Origin of the sequence: Paraburkholderia acidipaludis NBRC 101816, from assembly GCF_000684975.1 — a bacterium.
Classification (GTDB): Bacteria; Pseudomonadota; Gammaproteobacteria; order Burkholderiales; family Burkholderiaceae; genus Paraburkholderia; species Paraburkholderia acidipaludis.
The window spans coordinates 125478-142606 of the sequence record NZ_BAXZ01000005.1; the positions used below are offsets into that span (position 1 = coordinate 125478).

The 17129-nt window shown below is 67.3% G+C and carries 16 protein-coding genes; 8 read left to right on the top strand and 8 right to left on the bottom strand.

Annotation, left to right across the window (positions count from 1 at the left end):
* Nucleotides 1-15: 15 nt before the first annotated feature.
* The 6 genes from BAC01S_RS07595 to BAC01S_RS07620 form a co-directional block, all read right to left on the bottom strand.
* The gene (locus BAC01S_RS07595; RefSeq protein ID WP_027794218.1) at nt 16-867 is read right to left on the bottom strand and encodes an amidohydrolase family protein; all 852 of its coding nucleotides are present in this window, start codon (nt 865-867) and stop codon (nt 16-18) included.
* A gap of 45 nt (nt 868-912) precedes the next feature.
* Entirely contained in the window at nt 913-1938 is a 1026-nt protein-coding gene (locus BAC01S_RS07600; RefSeq protein ID WP_027794219.1) for an amidohydrolase family protein, read from the bottom strand.
* A 15-nt stretch (nt 1939-1953) separates the two neighbouring features.
* Entirely contained in the window at nt 1954-2928 is a 975-nt protein-coding gene (locus tag BAC01S_RS07605; RefSeq protein ID WP_027794220.1) for an ABC transporter substrate-binding protein, read from the bottom strand.
* Nucleotides 2929-3227: 299 nt separating this feature from the next.
* On the bottom strand, nt 3228-3809 hold the full coding sequence (locus tag BAC01S_RS07610; protein WP_027794221.1) for a YceI family protein: 582 nt from the start codon (nt 3807-3809) through the stop codon (nt 3228-3230).
* A 98-nt stretch (nt 3810-3907) separates the two neighbouring features.
* Nucleotides 3908-4495 carry a YceI family protein gene (locus tag BAC01S_RS07615; RefSeq protein WP_043201556.1) on the bottom strand — a complete coding sequence of 196 codons (588 nt, stop codon included), beginning with the start codon at nt 4493-4495 and terminating at the stop codon, nt 3908-3910.
* A gap of 32 nt (nt 4496-4527) precedes the next feature.
* Complete coding sequence (locus BAC01S_RS07620) at nt 4528-5091, bottom strand: cytochrome b (protein WP_027794223.1); 564 nt, start codon at nt 5089-5091, stop codon at nt 4528-4530.
* A gap of 108 nt (nt 5092-5199) precedes the next feature.
* Here BAC01S_RS07620 and BAC01S_RS07625 point away from each other — a divergent pair, with 108 nt between their 5' ends.
* Complete coding sequence (locus BAC01S_RS07625; RefSeq protein ID WP_027794224.1) at nt 5200-6117, top strand: LysR family transcriptional regulator; 918 nt, start codon at nt 5200-5202, stop codon at nt 6115-6117.
* Between the two features lie 212 nt (nt 6118-6329).
* Entirely contained in the window at nt 6330-6713 is a 384-nt protein-coding gene (locus BAC01S_RS07630) for a hypothetical protein (RefSeq protein WP_027794225.1), read from the top strand.
* Nucleotides 6714-6778: 65 nt separating this feature from the next.
* On the opposite strand, the gene BAC01S_RS30610 is transcribed toward BAC01S_RS07630, so the two are convergent.
* Nucleotides 6779-7450: a ParB-like protein gene (locus tag BAC01S_RS30610; protein WP_043201559.1), complete on the bottom strand. Its 672-nt coding sequence runs from the start codon at nt 7448-7450 to the stop codon at nt 6779-6781.
* Nucleotides 7451-7723: 273 nt separating this feature from the next.
* On the opposite strand from BAC01S_RS30610, the gene BAC01S_RS07640 reads away from it, so the two are divergent.
* Nucleotides 7724-8539 carry a mechanosensitive ion channel family protein gene (locus BAC01S_RS07640; RefSeq protein WP_027794226.1) on the top strand — a complete coding sequence of 272 codons (816 nt, stop codon included), beginning with the start codon at nt 7724-7726 and terminating at the stop codon, nt 8537-8539.
* Between the two features lie 132 nt (nt 8540-8671).
* On the opposite strand, the gene BAC01S_RS07645 is transcribed toward BAC01S_RS07640, so the two are convergent.
* Nucleotides 8672-9361, bottom strand: coding sequence for a DedA family protein (locus BAC01S_RS07645; protein WP_027794227.1), 690 nt, complete (start codon nt 9359-9361; stop codon nt 8672-8674).
* 305 nt (nt 9362-9666) lie between these two features.
* Between BAC01S_RS07645 and mutL the strand changes: the two genes are divergently transcribed.
* From mutL to BAC01S_RS07670, 5 genes are all read left to right on the top strand, one after another.
* Nucleotides 9667-11667, top strand: coding sequence for a DNA mismatch repair endonuclease MutL (gene mutL, locus BAC01S_RS30615; RefSeq protein ID WP_043201621.1), 2001 nt, complete (start codon nt 9667-9669; stop codon nt 11665-11667).
* The gene (miaA, locus tag BAC01S_RS07655) at nt 11664-12668 is read left to right on the top strand and encodes a tRNA (adenosine(37)-N6)-dimethylallyltransferase MiaA (RefSeq protein WP_043201562.1); all 1005 of its coding nucleotides are present in this window, start codon (nt 11664-11666) and stop codon (nt 12666-12668) included. Before mutL ends, miaA begins: the two co-directional genes overlap by 4 nt.
* Before the next feature lie 340 nt (nt 12669-13008).
* On the top strand, nt 13009-14418 hold the full coding sequence (dalD, locus tag BAC01S_RS07660; RefSeq protein ID WP_027794229.1) for a D-arabinitol 4-dehydrogenase: 1410 nt from the start codon (nt 13009-13011) through the stop codon (nt 14416-14418).
* 144 nt (nt 14419-14562) lie between these two features.
* Nucleotides 14563-16044 (top strand): xylulokinase, encoded by a 1482-nt coding sequence (gene xylB, locus BAC01S_RS07665; RefSeq protein ID WP_027794230.1) that lies wholly within the window; start codon nt 14563-14565, stop codon nt 16042-16044.
* 64 nt (nt 16045-16108) lie between these two features.
* Nucleotides 16109-17056 (top strand): sugar-binding transcriptional regulator, encoded by a 948-nt coding sequence (locus BAC01S_RS07670; protein WP_027794231.1) that lies wholly within the window; start codon nt 16109-16111, stop codon nt 17054-17056.
* Nucleotides 17057-17129: the final 73 nt, after the last annotated feature.

The window sequence follows — 17129 nt, forward strand, 5'->3', positions numbered from 1 at the left end:
CGCCGCGATGCAACCTCAGGCGAGTGCCGGGTAAAGCTGCTTCGCTGTCCTGCCGAAAATCCACTCGCGGTCTTCGTCGCCGAGGCTCTGCAGACCTGCCTGAGCCGTGGCGAGAATGTCGCCGAGCGTCCCTGGAGACGTCGGGAAATTCGAGCCCCACGCCATGCGCTTCGCACCGAAAGTTTCGACCACGCGCGGAAAGAACGTCTCGGCGCTGGCCTTTTCCTTCGTCGCGTCGCCGAAAATGCGCGGCGTGAGCTTCAGATAAATATTCGGCAGGTCGGCCAGCGCGAACAGACCGGCTGCATGGGCGTAGGGCGGGCCGTCGAGCACGTCTGGGCGGCCGAGGTGGTCGAGGACAATGTTCACGGTGGGAAACTTCTCGGCCAGCATGCGCACCTGGGGCAAGCCGATCGGGCCGGTCTGGATGCACATGGGCAGCCCGAGTTCCGCCAACATCTCCCACGCCTTGAACGACTTCGGGTTGTCGAGCTCGCTCGGATCGAAGTCCTTCGTCGACCCGCCGGTGAAAATGCGCAGGCCCGCGAGGCCCTTGTCGGCCCAGCCCTTGATCACCGCCGGAACGTTGTCGGCCAGCATGTCCACGGAGCCGACGGCCACGAGCCGGTCCTTGTACTGATTGCAGCCATCCACGACGTAGCTGTTGTCGAAGCCATAGGTGGTCGACGAATGGACCACGGCCGCCTTGGCGACGCCCGCTTCGTCCATGGCCGCGATCAGCGTCTCGACCGTGGTCGGACGCTCCTTCGACCACTCGGAACGCTTGCCGAACAGCGGCGCCGGCGGATAACGGAGTTCGTCATCCGAAATGATGTGCGGGTGAATATCGACGATTGAAGAAGCCATGCGTGCCTCTGTCCTTCTCTGATTGCATGCGGCTCGCGCCGGTCTTTAGTTGCCGCGCGCCTTCAGGCGCGCATCGAGTCGCGGATAGACCCGCCGCGCGTTGCCTTCGTAGATCTTGTAGCGGTCCTCGTCGGTCAGCGCGGGGCAGGCGTCGATATAGCGCTTCGTGTCGTCGAAGTAATAGCCCGTCTTCGGATCCTTGCCGCGCACCGCGCCGATCATTTCCGAGCCGAACAGCACGTTGTCGGCGGGAATGACCTTGGTCAGCAGCTCGACGCCCGGCTGGTGATACACGCACGAGTCGAAGAAGATATTGTTCAGCAGTCCTTCCAGCGGGCGCTCGCGCATTTCGAGCGACATGCCGCGATAGCGGCCCCAGTGATAGGGCACGGCGCCGCCGCCATGCGGAATCACGAGGCGCAATGTCGGGAAATCCTTGAACAGGTCCGATTGCAGGATCTGCATGAACACGGAGGTATCGGCATTCAGATAGTGAGCGCCGGTGCCGTGAAAGCACGGGTTGCACGAGGCCGCCACGTGGATCATTGCCGGCACGTCCAGATCGACGAGGGCTTCGTAGAGCGGATACCACTCGCGATCGGTCATCGGCTTGCCGGTCCAGTAACCGCCGGTCGGGTCGGGATTGAGGTTGCAGCCCACGAAGCCCAGTTGCTCCACGCAGCGGCGCAACTCGGCAATGCTGTTCGCAGGCGCCGCGCCCGGCGATTGCGGCAACTGGCAGACCGGCGCGAAGTTCTCCGGAAAGAGTTCCGTGACGCGATACACGAGGTCGTTCGAAATTTCGGCCCACTCCAGGCTCGTGCGCTCGTTACCCAGATGGTGGCTCATCAGGCCGGCAATCGGCGAAAAGAGCGTGAGGTCGCTGCCGCGCTCGCGCTGCAGCTTGAGCTGCCCGTTGCCGATGGCTTCGCGGATCTGGTCGTCGCTCACCCAGGCGCCCTCGCGCGACGGCGCGTTGACCGGGTCGTTGGCGCAGGCAACCTGCTTCGCACGCCAGTCGCGAAACGAAGCGGGAACGGTCGTGAAATGGCCGTGGCAATCGATAATCATGGTGTCTCCTTCCGATCAGCGCGCCAGCGGATCGACGAACAGCTCGCCAGTCGACATGCGGCGCGGCGTGAGGCCCTGCTTGAACGCCGTGGCTTCCAGCGCCTCGATCGTCTTGAGGTTCTCCTGCAGGCCATACGGCAGCGGATCGTGGCCGACGATCTTGCGGAGTTCCAGGTATTTCTTGTCGCCGGCGCTCGTGGCTTCTCCCGCGTCGAGACGGGCCAGCCATTCCTTCTTGGCTTGCGCGAACGCGTCGTAGATCGACTTCGCGATCCACGGATGTTCGGCAAGCACCGAATCCTTCACGACAATGGTCCCGTGCATCGGGTACACGCCGGTGCGCGCGTAGTAGTCGGCCTCCAGTTCGGCCGCGTTGGGCAGCAGGTCGGGATAATCGGCTTCCACTTCCTTCCAGCCGCCCGTGGGCGCGCCGGTGCGGCCAATGCCCGCGGCGGCGGCGAAACCCGCCGACAATTCGCCGCTCGCCATCATTTCCGCGAGCGAGCTGCCCTGCGGCGCGTGAACCACGTTGGCCGGCAGCTTGAGCTGGGTAACGTGCTCCTCGTCGTCGACCACCCAGGTCACCTTCGACGAATCGAGCCCGAATTCGTCGATCAGCACCTGGCGCGTCCACACGCCCGTCGTGACCGAATAGGCGCGCACGCCCACCTTCTTGCCTTCGAGGTCCTTGGGCGTCTTGATGCCCGCGTCCGGGCGGATCAGCAGCCCGCCATGGTGAAAACGCCGCACCACGAAGATCGGCAGTGCGACGAATGGCGCCCCGTAGGCGCGCGCGATGATGTAGGTCGTCGGCGCCAGTTCGCAGACGTCGAACTCGACATCGCGCACCATGCGGCGAAACGCGCCGATCTGCGGCTGGACGGTAATGAACTCGGCGTCCACCCCCTCGATGGGGATGCTGCCATTGCGAATGGCCGACGTATGCGGATGCTCAGCGATTGCGATCTTGAGCGGGACTTTCCTCATCAACCTCTTCTCCAGTGGATGTATCGACGCCGGCGCCGGGCCCGAGGGCTCCAGCGCCGGACGTAGCTTGTCTGGGGAGTACGATATTCGAGGAGCGTTGGGGCGTCCCTATACAAAATTCAGATTCACTGGCACTTTTGTTGAGCGCTCGCTGGCACTTTTGTCAGGCGCCGCGCGCACGAACCGTGCGGTAACCGGACAAAGCCTGGACGAAAAAAAGCCCGTGCACCTCACGTGCACGGGCCCGCATCGAACCGCCATCGGAACGCCGCCGGAGCCAACTCGCCCGGCGGCGCCGGCGATCAGTCCGCCTTGACGCCTTCCACCTGGATCTGCAGCGTCGTCGCCATCTTGAAGCCGTAGGTCTCGCCCCAGTTCACGCCGTAGTCGGCGCGGTTGAACTCGGCCTTCGCGTCGGCGCCGCACACTTCGCGCTTGAGCATCGGGTTCTGGAAGCACTTGAACGAATCGATCGTCAGGTTCAGCGGCTTCGTCACGCCATGCAGCGTGAACGTGCCGATCACTTCCACCGGCTTGTCGCCGTCGAAGCGGATCGAGGTGCCCTTGTACGTCGCCGTCGGGAACTGGTCTGTGTTGAGGAACTCGGCCGAGCGCACGTGCTTGTCGAGCGCCGCGTCGCCGGTGTCGATCGACGAGGCGTCGATGGTCACGTCCACCGTGCCGGTCTTCGCCTCGCGGTCGAGCACGACGGTGCCGGTCGTCTTCGTGAACTTGCCGCGCCACACCGAAACGCCGCCGAAATGATCGGCTTCGAAGCTCGGATAGGTATGCGTCGGATCGAGGTTATAGGTGGTCGCGGCGGCGAATGCGGGCGTAGCGAGAGCAGCGGCAAGCGCGGCTGCCGCGATGAGCGTGGTCTTCATGGTTTTCTGGATCCTGGCAGGGAAAGAATCGGCGCAAAACGCGCCGGAGATTGGGCTAAAAGCAGGCGGCTAAAAACTGGCGACGAACGGCGGACGCCTCAATGCGCGGCGGCCACGATATGAAACTTGATCTGCACGTCGTCGGCGACCACGGACGTGTCCTTCCATTCGCCCGTGCCGATGCCGTACGCAAGACGCTTGATGGGCAGCGCGCCGTCGAACACCTCGTTCGCGCCGTCCTTGTGGAACTGCACGGGCACGACGACGTCCGTGGTCTTGCCCTTGATCGTCAGCTTGCCCGCGACCGAGTAAGCACCGTTCGCGCCCGCCTTGATCTGCGTGGAAACGAAGGTCGCGTGCGGGAAGTGCGCGGCGTCGAACCATTCGTCGCCGGCCACTTCCTTGTTGTACTCGGGCGCGCCGATGTCGAAGCTCGCGACATCCACGTCGATCTTCGCGCTCGCCGCGCTGACGTTGGCCGGGTCGAAACGCACGTCGGCGCTGAACTTGTTGAAGCGCCCTTCCACCGGAACGTTCATCTGCTTGAAGACGGCGGTCACGGTGCTCGATGCGCTTTCGGCTGCGGCATCTGCGTTCGCGCTAAAGCTCGCGCCCGCGGCGAGCGCGGCAATCGAGGCGGCAATCGAGGCGGCAACGGAGACGGTACGAACGAGTCGCTGGATCATGGCGGTCGGTTAGATGTTGAGTAGCGTTGGGTTCAGTCGCGCGGCGTGCCGAACGGCAGCATGCGCGCAAGGATATTCTGCCGGTCGAACAGCTGATGCTTGACGACCGCGAGCACGTGCAGCACCACGACGGCGAGCAGCGTGTAGTTGAGCGTCACGTGAACGGCGCGCAGGACGTGCTTGAGCGCGTCGTCGGGACCGATCAGCGTGGGCAGCGGCCAGATGCCGAGATAGACCACCTGAATACCCGCCGCCGAGCTGTAGAGATAGCCCGTCACCGGAATCGCGAGCATCAGCACGTAGAGCACGGCATGGCCCGCATGCGCGGCCCCGCGCTCCCAGGCAGGCGTGGAGGCGGGCAGCGCCGGCGCGGCATGGGTGGCGCGCCAGAGCACGCGCACGAGAACGAGCGCGAGCACGGTCACGCCGATCCACTTGTGCCACGAGAAGTAGCGCAGCTTGGTGGGCGTGATCCCCGGAATGTCGGTCATGACCCAGCCGAGCGCGAAGCCCCACACGATCAGCGCGGCAATCAGCCAGTGCAGCAGCATCGCGATACCGCTATAGCGGCGTGCAGGGGAAGCGGGTCGGTTCATCGTACGGCGGAATCCGGTCTGTAGGAGATGCGCACTCTACCGGGCGAAACCTATGCAAACAATCGCCTAAAATGGATCGTTATCATCCATTTTTTCGATAGGTCGACCATGGACCGCTCGCCGAGCCTCGAACAATTGCGCGCATTGATTGCCGTCGCCGAAGCCGGCAGCTTCTCCGCGGCGGCGCGGCAGCTCGACCGCGCGCAGTCGGTGGTTAGTTATACGATAGCCAATCTGGAGGCGCTTCTGGGCGTCGCGCTGTTCGAGCGCGGCAAGCGCAAGCCGGAGCTGACCGCGGCGGGCCGGGCCATCCTCGCCGACGCGCGCCGCCTCGATCTGCTGATGGGCCAGCTCAACGCCAAGGCGGCCGGGCTGCAGCGCGGCCTCGAAGGCGAGGTTTCGCTCGCCGTGGACGTGATGTTCCCCTCGGAGCGCCTCGTCGAAGCCTTGCAGGCGTTCGCCATGGCCTTTCCCACGGTCGCGCTCAATCTCACCATGGAGGCGCTCGGCGGCGTGCTCAAGCTCGTGCTGGACGGCGACTGCGCGCTCGGCATCAGCGGGCCGAACCAGAACTGGCCGCATGTCATCGAGGCGCAGCTGATCGGCACGGTCGAGCTCGTGCTCGTCGCGGCGCCCTGCCATCCGCTCGCTGCGGCGAGCCAGCCCGTGCGCATTTCCGACGCGCGCGAGCACACGCAGCTCGTGCTCACCGACCGCAGCCGCCTGACCGAAGGGCAGAACTTCGGCGTCTACAGCAACCGCGCATGGAAGCTGGGCGATCTGGGCGCGAAGCATCGCCTGCTGCTCGCGGGCCTGGGCTGGGGGTCGATGCCGCTGCACCTCGTGCAGGCCGATCTCGACGCCGGGCGGCTCGCGCGCGTCGTCCTCGCGGATCGCCGCTCGGTGAACTACAACAGCTCGCTGATCCACCGCACCGATACGGCCCTGGGCCCGGCGGGGCAGTGGCTGAGCCACTACCTGACGAACGGCACGCCGCCGGCAATGCCGGCGCCCGACGCGCGCTGAGCGGACGAACGCGGCGCTTCGCGTGCATTCGACGTCCACGCAACAGTTCGCGTCGGCCTGACAATCCTTCACAAATCCTCGCAAGCCGCGCCGCATCTCGCGCAGCGGCCCGCGCCGGGGGAATGCGGCACGCTGAGCGCCGCGCGCGCGATTTATCGAGACACGCGGGCATGCCATGATCCGGGCCGCCTACCGCATCGCCCGAACCTGTCATGAGCCACTTCATCGACTTCATCGACTGCCTGCTCTCGAATCTCGTCGTGCTCGCCCTCGTCCATGCCGCCTGCTGGATCGCGCGGCGGCTGCGGCCCGGCCTCGCCGCGCACGGCACGGGACTCTTCCTCGCGCTGCTGGCAACCGCCCTCGCGTTCGACGCCGCCCTCACCTTCCTCGTGTTCGCCGACGCAGGCGGCATCTGGCGCCAGTACGACCCGCGCGCGGCCTTTCCCTGGCGCGCGGCCGCCTATGCGCTCGCCGCCGTGCTGGCGCTGAGCGCCGCGCGCATCGCCCGCCGGCACGCGGCGCGCCGGACGGCGCAGCGCGGCCCGCTCACGATCGAAACCTCGCCCTACAGCCAATCCACGCTGCCGATGTGACGCGCGGCGAGCCGCGAACCGAGCGCGGCGGCCTCTTTGCGCGCAGCGCGGCTTTGCGCCTCGTTTTACGCCTTCCTGCTCTTGCCCGGCGTCTTCTGCGCGACGGCGCCGTTGGCCGCGGGCACGACGCCCGACCAGCCCGGCAGGAAACGCGCATCCTGATCGTGCGCATGCGCCAGCGCGTCCGCCAGCGCCGCATCGAAGTCCTTGCGCACGAGCGAGGCCGGTATCTTCAGGCGCAGATAGTCGGCCCACAGAAATTCGCTGAACGGCGCCGTGTCCTTCGCAAAGCCGCCCGCCACGCGCAATTCGCCCGCGAGGCTCCGGTAAGGGTCGTCGGTGAGGCCGGTCAGCTGCTTCGGCAGGTCCTCGTAGTCGCATCGGTTGCCCGCGGCATCGAACGGATGCACCCACTGGCTATGCTCCATCATGCGCCAGAAAAGCGTTGGCTCGAGCCACGAGAGATCCTTGATCACCGTGACCCTGGCGCTTTCCACGCCTTCCTTGAGCCACGCGAGCCCCAGATGGTGGTGGTCGACGACGTAATAGCGCCCCTTCGGGCCCAGCACCGCGGGAAACCAGTGGGAGTCGATGGAGGCCGTGCGCTTCTTCTTGTCGAGCGCTACCCAGTGCTTGCGCTTCGCGTCCACCTCGCGATAGCCGACGGTGACCTGGGTAGGCCGCAATTCTTCCAGTTGCACAGTAACCAAATGCAGATCGATGTTCGGCAGTATCATGGTCGCGCCTCGTAGTCTCGTGAATGTCGCAGGCGAAACGATACCGTCGAATGGCCATGCGTGCCGCATCTTTGGCCATGGTTTTGAGGTGTGGCGGTGCGTGGCGTCAAGCGCTGCGATAAACGCAACGTCAAACGCAACGGCAGGCGCGATCAACGAGGGACGGGCCGCACGGACCGCCATCCTGCGCCCCGCCAGCTTCGCCCCCCCCGGTCGTATCGGCAGAATTCCTCGAATCAAACCGACTCAATCATCGACTCAAGCGAGGGCATCGTGGATCTCGAAACCATCCGCACATTCATCATGACCCGGGGTATCGACTTCGGGACCAAGGTCGTTGCGGCGATCGTGCTGTGGATCGTCGGACGCTGGGCCATCAACCTGATCGCGGGCCTCCTGCGCAAGGTGCTCGCGCGCAACGAGCGCATCGACCACACGCTCGCGCACTACCTCAGCTCGATTCTCTCCGCCGTGCTGAACCTGCTGCTGGTTCTCGCGATCCTCCAGGTGTTCGGCGTGCAGACCACTTCGTTCGCGGCGCTGCTCGCGGGCCTCGGCCTCGCCATCGGCACGGCCTGGGGCGGCCTGCTCGCGCACTTCGCGGCGGGCGTGTTCATGCAGGTGCTGCGGCCGTTCAAGGTGGGCGACTTCGTCACGGCAGGCGGCGTGACGGGCACCGTGAAGGAACTCGGCATCTTCGGCACGACCATCATCTCGCCCGACAACGTGGTCAACATCGTCGGCAACAACAAGATCTTTTCGGACACCATCTCGAACTACAGCGCCACGCCCGTGCGCCGCGTCGAGCTGACCGCGAAGATCGCCAACGGCGTCGATCCGCTCGATGCGGCGAAGCGCCTGCGCGAAGCCGTCGCGAAGATTCCCAACGTGGCCACGGATCCCGCGCCCGACGTCGAAGTGCTCTCGTTCACGCCCGAAGGGCCGCTCCTGTGCGTGCGGCCCTATACCAGCAACGCGAACTACTGGCAGGTGTACTTCGACACGAACCGCACGATCGTCGAGACCTTCAGGGCAGCCGGGTATCCGACACCGGAGACGCCCGCCCTCATCCGCCGCGTGGGCGGCTAACGGCGGCAGCGGCAACCACGCCGGATCGCACTGGATCACACAATCGGGACCGCCAAAGTAAAACGGCATCGACAGACCAGCTGGCGATGCCGTTTTTGCAGCCGCACGCAGCCGCATGGGCCGCCGGCGGGATCAGCGGTTGCCGTTGGGGCGGCTCACGCTTTCGTCGCGCGCGCCCTTGCGCACCATCTTCCACACCCCGCCGATAACCACCGGCACGATCGCGGCGCCAATGCCCACGAGCACGATGACGTTCAGGTACTGGCGAATGAACGGGATGTTGCCGAAGAAGTAGCCGAGCAGCACGAGCAGCAGCACCCACAGCAGGGCGCCGACAATGTTGAAGAGCTGGAAGCGCTGCGCGCTCATCTGCGAAACGCCCGCGACGAACGGCGCAAACGTGCGCACGACCGGAATGAAGCGGGCGAGCACGATGGTCTTGCCGCCATGGCGCGCGTAGAAGTCGTGGGTCTTTTGCAGCGCGGCGCGGTCGAGGAAGCGTTCGAGCATGGGGATACGCGTATTGAACACGGCCGGCCCGATCGCGCGGCCAATCAGGTAGTTGACCGTGTTGCCCGCCACCGCGGCCACCACGATCAGCGCGATCAGCGCGCCCAGGTCCATCGCGTGCGTCGCCGCGAATGCGCCGCCGATGAAGAGCAGCGAATCGCCCGGCAGGAACGGCAAGACCACGAGACCTGTCTCGCAGAATACGATCAGGAACAGGACGGCATAGACCCAGGCCCCGTACTGTTGAATGAAGACTCCGAGAAACTTGTCGATGTGCAAGACAAGATTGGCGAACTGCAGCAGCGTGTCCAAAGGTGTCCCTTATTGAGCGGATTGGCGAGAAGGCAAATTGACCGCGCCATCATACCGAAAGTGCCCCAGCGTCACGAGAAAATCCGGGGATCGAACTTCAAGACTTATCGGTGAATGGCGGCGCGGGCCGCATAGCGCGAATCGCTATAATTGCGCGCATGTCCTCGTTTTCCGATCCCACCGACGCCGCCGGTCCGGTTGACCCGACCGGTGACTCAACCGGCCCCGCTGGCCCCGCCGCCGACGAATCCGCGGCTGCTCCCGCTGCCGGGTCCGCGCACGCCGGCGACGCGGCGCACCGCGCCATGCAGCCCGTGCGCGCGATCCAGCCGCTGCCGGACCAGCTCATCAGCCAGATCGCCGCGGGCGAAGTGGTCGAGCGGCCCGCCTCGGTCGTCAAGGAACTGCTCGAAAACGCGCTCGACGCGGGCGCGACGACGCTGCGCATCCTGCTCGACGAAGGCGGCGTCAAGCGCATCTCCATCGCCGACGACGGCTGCGGCATTCCCGAGCGCGAACTGCCGCTCGCGCTGATGCGCCATGCCACGAGCAAGATCCGCTCGCTCGCCGAGCTCGAAAGCGTCGCGACGCTCGGGTTCCGCGGCGAAGCGCTCGCTTCGATCGCTTCGGTGGCCGAGATGTCGATCACGAGCCGCCCCGCCGACGCCGCGCACGCCATCAAGATCGACGCGAACACCGGCACGCTCTCGCCGGCCGCGGGCGGCCAGGGCACGACCATCGAAGTGCGCGAGCTGTACTTCAACACGCCCGCGCGCCGCAAGTTTCTGAAGAGCGAGCAGACGGAACTCGGGCATTGCCTCGAGATGATCCGCCGCAGCGCGCTCGCGCGGCCCGACGTCGCGATCTCGGTCCTGCACAACGGCCGCGCCGTCGAGCACTGGAACGCGAGCGATCCGGCCACGCGCGTCTCGAAGATTCTCGGCGAAACGTTCGCCACCGCGCACCTGCCGCTCGACGAGCGCGCCGGGCCGCTCGCCGTGTACGGCTGCGCCGGCCTGCCCACCGCGAGCCGCAACCGCGCCGACCAGCAGTACTTCTTCGTCAACGGCCGCTACGTGCGCGACAAGCTGCTCACGCATGCCGTGCGCGCCGCGTACGAAGACGTGCTGCATGGCGACCGCTATCCGTCGTATGTGCTGTTCCTCGACCTGCCGCCCGAGGCCGTCGACGTGAACGTGCATCCGTCGAAAATCGAAGTGCGGTTTCGCGACTCGCGCTCGATCCACCAGTTCGTGTTTCATGCCGTGCAGCGCGCGCTCGCGCGGCAGGCCGGCGCGTCGCCCGAAACCACCTCGGGTGGCCATGCCGCGCTGATCGAGCCGCGGCCCGCGCCGGGCGCGGGGGTGCTGGGTGCGTCGGCGGGACTCGCTTCGGGCACGGCGCCCGGCTCGACCGGCCTGGGCGGCTCGGGCGGATTCGGCACCGCGCGCGTGGCCAGCAGCTTCGGCGGCGCAGGGGGGGGCTCAAGCAGCGGCTCCGGTTTCAAGACCGGCGGCGGCTCCGGCAACACCTGGCTGCGCCAATCGCGCATGACCCAGGGCTCGCTGCCCGTCGCACAGCCGCTCGCGCTCTACGACGCCCTCTTCGGCCGCAAGGACGTGGGCGCCGGCACGCCGCAAGGCTCGACGCTGCTGCAGGCGGAAGACAGCGCAGCCGATTCCGCGCCGCGCGCGGCACTGCCCGCCTTCGACGCGAACGACGACCATCCGCTCGGTTTCGCGCTCGGCCAGGTCCACGGCATCTATGTGCTCGCGCAAAACACGCGCGGTCTCGTGATCGTCGACATGCATGCCGCGCACGAACGCATCCTCTACGAGCAGTTCAAGCAGGCGCTCGCCGAACGCTCGCTGGCCGTGCAGCCGCTTCTGATCCCGCTTTCGATGGTCGCCGATCCCGTGGAAACGGGCACCGTCGAGGAAGAAAAGGCGACGCTGGAGGCGCTGGGCTTCGACCTCGCCGTGCTCTCGCCCACCTCGATTGCGATCCGCGCCGTGCCGGCGCTGCTCAAGGACGCCGACCTGCCCGCGCTCGCACGCGCGGTGCTCGCGGATCTGCATGCCTATGGCGGCTCGCGCGTGCTGACCGAGCGCCAGCACGAGATGCTGGGCACCCTCGCCTGCCACCACGCGGTGCGCGCGAACCGGCGCCTCACGCTCGACGAAATGAACGCGCTCCTGCGCCAGATGGAAGCCACCGAACGCGCCGACCAGTGCAACCACGGCCGCCCCACCTGGTACCAGCTGACGCTCGGCGATCTCGATCGCCTGTTCATGCGCGGTCAATGAGCGGCACCCCTCAATCGGACACCGGCGCCGACAGCCACGCCCGCGAAAGCGCGCTGCCGGTTGCCTGCCTGCTCGGCCCCACGGCCTCGGGCAAGACGGCCGCCGCGCTCGCCTATGCAGCCCGCTCCGCCGCGCGCGGGCGCGAGGTCGAGATCGTCAGCATCGATTCGGCGCTCGTCTATCGCGACATGGATATCGGCACGGCGAAACCGTCGGCCGAAGAGCGCGCGGCGGCAGTTCATCACCTGATCGATATCGTCGATCCCGCCGACGCCTACTCTGCCGCGAGCTTCCGCGCCGACGCGCTGCGCGTGACGGGCGAGATCGTCGCGCGCGGGAACGTGCCGCTGCTGGTGGGCGGCACGATGCTCTACTATCGTGCGCTCACACAAGGCCTGAACGACCTGCCCACCGCCGACCCCGAGGTTCGCGCGGCGCTCGACGCCGACGCCGCCCGCGAAGGCTGGCCGGCCCTGCACGCGCGCCTCGCCGCCGTCGATCCGGCGACGGCGGCACGCCTCGCGCCGAACGACTCGCAGCGCATCCAGCGCGCGCTCGAAATCTTCATGCTGACGGGCCAGCCGATGTCGGCACTGCTGGCGGCGCCGGCAGCCCCCACCGACGACGCGGCGCGCTACCGCTTCGTGCCCGTCGCGCTGGAGCCGTCCGATCGCGGCGTGCTGCACGCGCGCATCGCGCAGCGCTTCGACGCGATGCTGGCAGCGGGCCTTGTCGACGAAGTGAAGGCGCTGCGCGCGCGGGGCGACCTGAACGCGAATCTGCCTTCCATGCGCTGCGTGGGTTACCGCCAGGCCTGGGAATACCTCGACGGCCTCACGGATTACGCCACCCTGCGCGACAAGGGCGTTTTCGCCACGCGCCAGCTTTGCAAGCGCCAGCTCACCTGGCTGCGCGCGATGCCGGAGCGCGTCGTCGTCGACTGCTGCGCGGCGGATGCCACCGCGCAGGCGCTGGCGGCAATGGCACGCATCGCCGGCTGATAACGCCGCTCCGCCGCACGCCACATCGCATCGCAGCCCACATCCGGGCCGTCCTTTCCTCAGCTCTTGTGCGCCACAGCAACCGCGCAACCGCCCGCCGAGCACACGCTCGCCGGGCTTGCGCGGGCGCGGACACGCCGCAGCGCGCCACATAAACCCGGCGCGGCCGTCTTGACTTTCCACGGACCCAATACGATCATTCGTTCATTAGAAGAGCAATTGCTCTGTCAAACGAATCGCCGATCCCGGCACATTCCCAGGCGCGCACACGAGGCGCGCAATCCTGCATCCCGGCTTTGTCTGGGCCAGCTTCGCACGGGACCGCAGTAAGGAGACATACATGAACAGCGAACGCAGCGGCGACAACGTCATCCTGCACATCGGTGCCGGCTCGTTTCACCGCGCGCATCAGGCGTGGTACCTGCACCGCGTGAACCTCGCGCGCGCGCCCGGCGAAACGCCGTGGTCGCTCACCGTCGGCAATATCCGCGCCGATATGAATGCGGTGCTCGACGCCCTCGCCGCGCAGCAGGGCGTCTACACGCTGGAGACGGTCACGCCGCAAGGCGAGCGCAGCTACGAGACGATCCGCTCGATCACGCGCGTGCTGCCATGGTCGGCGGATCTGGCCGGCCTTGTCGAAGCGGGCGCCGATCCGGCCTGCAAGATCATCTCGTTCACCGTGACCGAAGGCGGCTACTACCTCGACGAGCACGACCGCCTCGACACCGCGAACCCCGACCTCGCCGCCGACCTGAACGGCACACGCACGACGATCTACGGCGCCCTCGCGGCCATTCTCGAAGCGCGCCGCGCGCGCAACGGCGGCCCCGTCACGCTGCAGACCTGCGACAACCTGCGCAGCAACGGCAAGCGCTTTCACGCCGGCATGCGCGAATTCCTCGCGCTGCGCGGCGCGACCGAACTGCTCGCCTGGTTCGATGCGAACACGGCCTGCCCCGACTCGATGGTGGATCGCATCACGCCGCGCCCCACGCCCGACGTGCGCGAGCGCGTGAAGGCGGCAACCGGCTTCGACGACGCCTGCCCCGTGATGGGCGAATCGTTCATCCAGTGGGTGATCGAGGATCACTTCTGCGCGGGACGTCCGGCATGGGAGCGCGCGGGCGCGGAGCTCGTGGAATCGGTGATGCCCTATGAGGAAGCCAAGATCCGCATCCTCAACGCCACGCACAGCTGCATTGCGTGGGCGGGCACGCTGATCGGCCTCGACTACATCCACGAAGGCACGAACGACGCGGACATCCGCGCCTTCGCCCACGAATACGTGAGCGAGGACGTGATCCCGTGCCTCACGCCGAGCCCGCTCGATCTCGCGAAGTATCGCGACGTGGTGCTCGATCGCTTCAGCAATCCGTATATCCAGGACACGAACCAGCGCGTGGCCGCCGACGGCTTTTCGAAGATCCCCGGCTTTATCGCGCCGACGCTCGCCCAGCGCATCGCGGCGGGCGCGACACCCGCCGCCACGGCCATGCTGCCCGCGCTCTTCCTGCGCTTTCTCCAGCGCTGGCACGAGGGCACACTGCCGTACCGCTACCAGGACGGCGTGATGGACGAAGCCGCGACGCACCGCCTGTTCGAAGCCGACGACCCGCTCGCGGTGTTCTGCGCCGACAAGCTGCTGTGGGGCAAACTCGCCGGCACGCCTGCGCTCGGCGGCGCGGTGCGCGACGCCCTCGGGCGCGTCGACGGCTGGCTTGCGGCACGCGGCTTTGCAGTGGCGTAGAGCCGTAAGCGTCGAAGAGGCGATGGCACGGCCATCGCCTCGATATCGGCTCGATACCGGCTGGCAATCGGGGCGCCACGCATGGCGCCGCGGCGCCCGCGCGGCTAAAGTAGCGCATCCCTCTCCACGACATCACGCGCGCCCATGTATCTCGGCATCGACCTCGGCACCTCCGAAGTAAAAGTTCTGCTGCTTTCGCCCGATGGCCGCGTAATCGGCGCCGCCGGCTCGCCCTTCACCGTCTCGCGCCCCCACGCGCGCTGGGCCGAGCAGAACCCCGCCGACTGGTGGGACGGCACGCGCCGCGCGCTCGCCGCGCTGCGCGAGAAGCACCCCGCCGACTTCGCGCAGGTGCGCGGCATCGGCCTCTCGGGGCAGATGCATGGCGCCGTGCTGCTCGATGAGCACGACAACGTGCTGCGCTCCGCGATTCTCTGGAACGACATGCGCGCCGTGGACGAATGCGCCGAGCTGACGGCGCGTGCGCCGCAGTTGCATCGCATTGCGGGCAATCTGGCCATGCCGGGCTTCACCGCGCCGAAGCTGCTCTGGGTCGCGCGCCACGAACCGCAGATCTTCCGTGAAACGGCCTGCGTGTTGCTGCCGAAGGATTATCTGCGCCTGCGCCTCACGGGCGGCAAGGTGTCCGATCCGTCCGATGCGGCCGGCACGCTCTGGCTCGACGTCGCGAAACGCGACTGGTCCGACGCGCTTCTCGACGCCTGCAACATGACGCGCGCGCAGATGCCCGCGCTCGCCGAGGGCAGCGCGCCCTCGGGCACGCTGCTGCCCTCGGTGGCGCGCGAATTCGGCCTGCGCGACGACGTGATCGTCGCGGCGGGCGGCGGCGACAACGCCACCAGCGCGATCGGCATCGGCGCGACGCAGCCCGGCGACGGCTTCGTTTCGCTCGGCACCTCGGGGGTGCTGTGCGTGGTGGGCGACCGCTTCCGGCCGAATCCCGCATCGGCCGTGCACGCGTTCTGCCACGCGATTCCCGACCGCTGGCACCAGATGAGCGTCGTGCTTTCGGCCGCGAGCTGTCTGCGCTGGGTCTGCAAGCTGACCGGCACGGACGAGCCCACGCTGCTTCCCGAAGTCGAAAAGCTCTCGCCTGCCACGCTCGGCGAGGCGCCGCTCTTTCTGCCCTATCTCTCGGGCGAGCGCACGCCGCACAACGACCCCTATGCGCAGGGCGTGTTCTTCGGCATGACGCACGCGACCGATCGCGCGCTGCTGGGCTACGCGGTGCTCGAAGGCGTGACCCTCGCGCTCACCGACGGCCTCGACGCGCTCGCGGCGGCGGGCACCGAGGTGGGTGCCCTTTCGATGCTCGGCGGCGGCGCGCGCAGCGCATACTGGGCCCAGCTCGTAGCCGACGCGTTCGACACGCCCACGCGCCAGCACGGCGGCGGCGAAACGGGCGCGGCGCTCGGCGCGGCGCGGCTTGGGTGGCTCGCGGCCGGCGGCAGCCCGGACGAAGTGCTGACCAAGCCGCCCGTGGTCGCCGAATACACGCCGAATGCGGCGCGGCACGCGGCGCTGCGCGAGCGGCTGGAGTCCTACCGCGCGCTCTATCGCCACGTGCGGCCGCTGTTCGAGCGCTCGCGCGAGCGGCTCGCCTGAGCCCGGCCCTTGCGGTCCCGACCCTGGCGGAATTCGCCCGCCTGCACCGACGCCTGAGAACACCGTGCCCAAGTCCACAGAAAAACTCGATCTCGCTACCCGCGCCGCGTGGCTCTACTACGTGGCCGGCAACACGCAGAATGAAATCGCGGAAAAGCTGCAGGTCTCGCGCCCCGTGGCGCAGCGCCTCGTGGCGTTTGCCGTCGAGAAGAACCTGATTCGCGTGCGCGTCGATCACCAGCTTGCCGACTGTCTCGCGCTCGCGGACCGGCTGTCTAAACGCTATGGCCTCTCGGTCTGCGAGATCGTGCCCATCGACAACGACACGCCCGAGGAAATCGACCGCAAGCTCGCCGTGGCCGGCGCGCAGGTGATGGAACGCTACCTGAACGAAGAACGGCCGATGGTGGTGGCGGTGAGCAGCGGCCGCACGCTCAAGGCCGCCGTCGACCAGATCGCGCAGCTCGAGCGGCCGCAGCACCGGCTCGTCTCGATGGTGGGCGCAATTGCTCAGGATGGCTCATCGAACCGCTACGACGTCGCGCTCCATATCTCCGAGAAGACCGGCGGCAAGCACTTCCTGCTGCCCGCGCCGCTCATCGCCGACAACGAAGCCGAGCGCGCGCAATGGTGCAATCACCGTCTCTACCGCATCGTCGAATCGCTTTCGCGTGAAGCCGATGTCGCGTTCGTGGGGATCGGCAATATCGGCGAGCACTGCCCGCTGCACGAGGACGGCTTCATCACGGCCAGCGAAGTGCGGGAGCTGATGCGGCTGGGCTCCGTGGCGGAAATGCTAGGACTACCGATCAATGCCTCGGGCAAACGCGTCGATTCGGCAACGGGGCGGCGCGTGACGAGCCTGCATCTCGACTCGCCGCCGAAGCGCCCGACCATCGGCTTCGCAGGCGGCGAGCGCAAGCGCGAGGCCGTCATCGCCGCGCTCAAGGGCGGCTGGCTCTCGGGGCTCGTGACCGACGAGGCGTGTGCGCGCGCGGCGCTGGAGGCCTGACGCTCACAGCGAAAAAACGCCCGCGCGCAGCGGGCGAAGAAGAGCAACCACAGTCAAACACGGTACGGCGCCG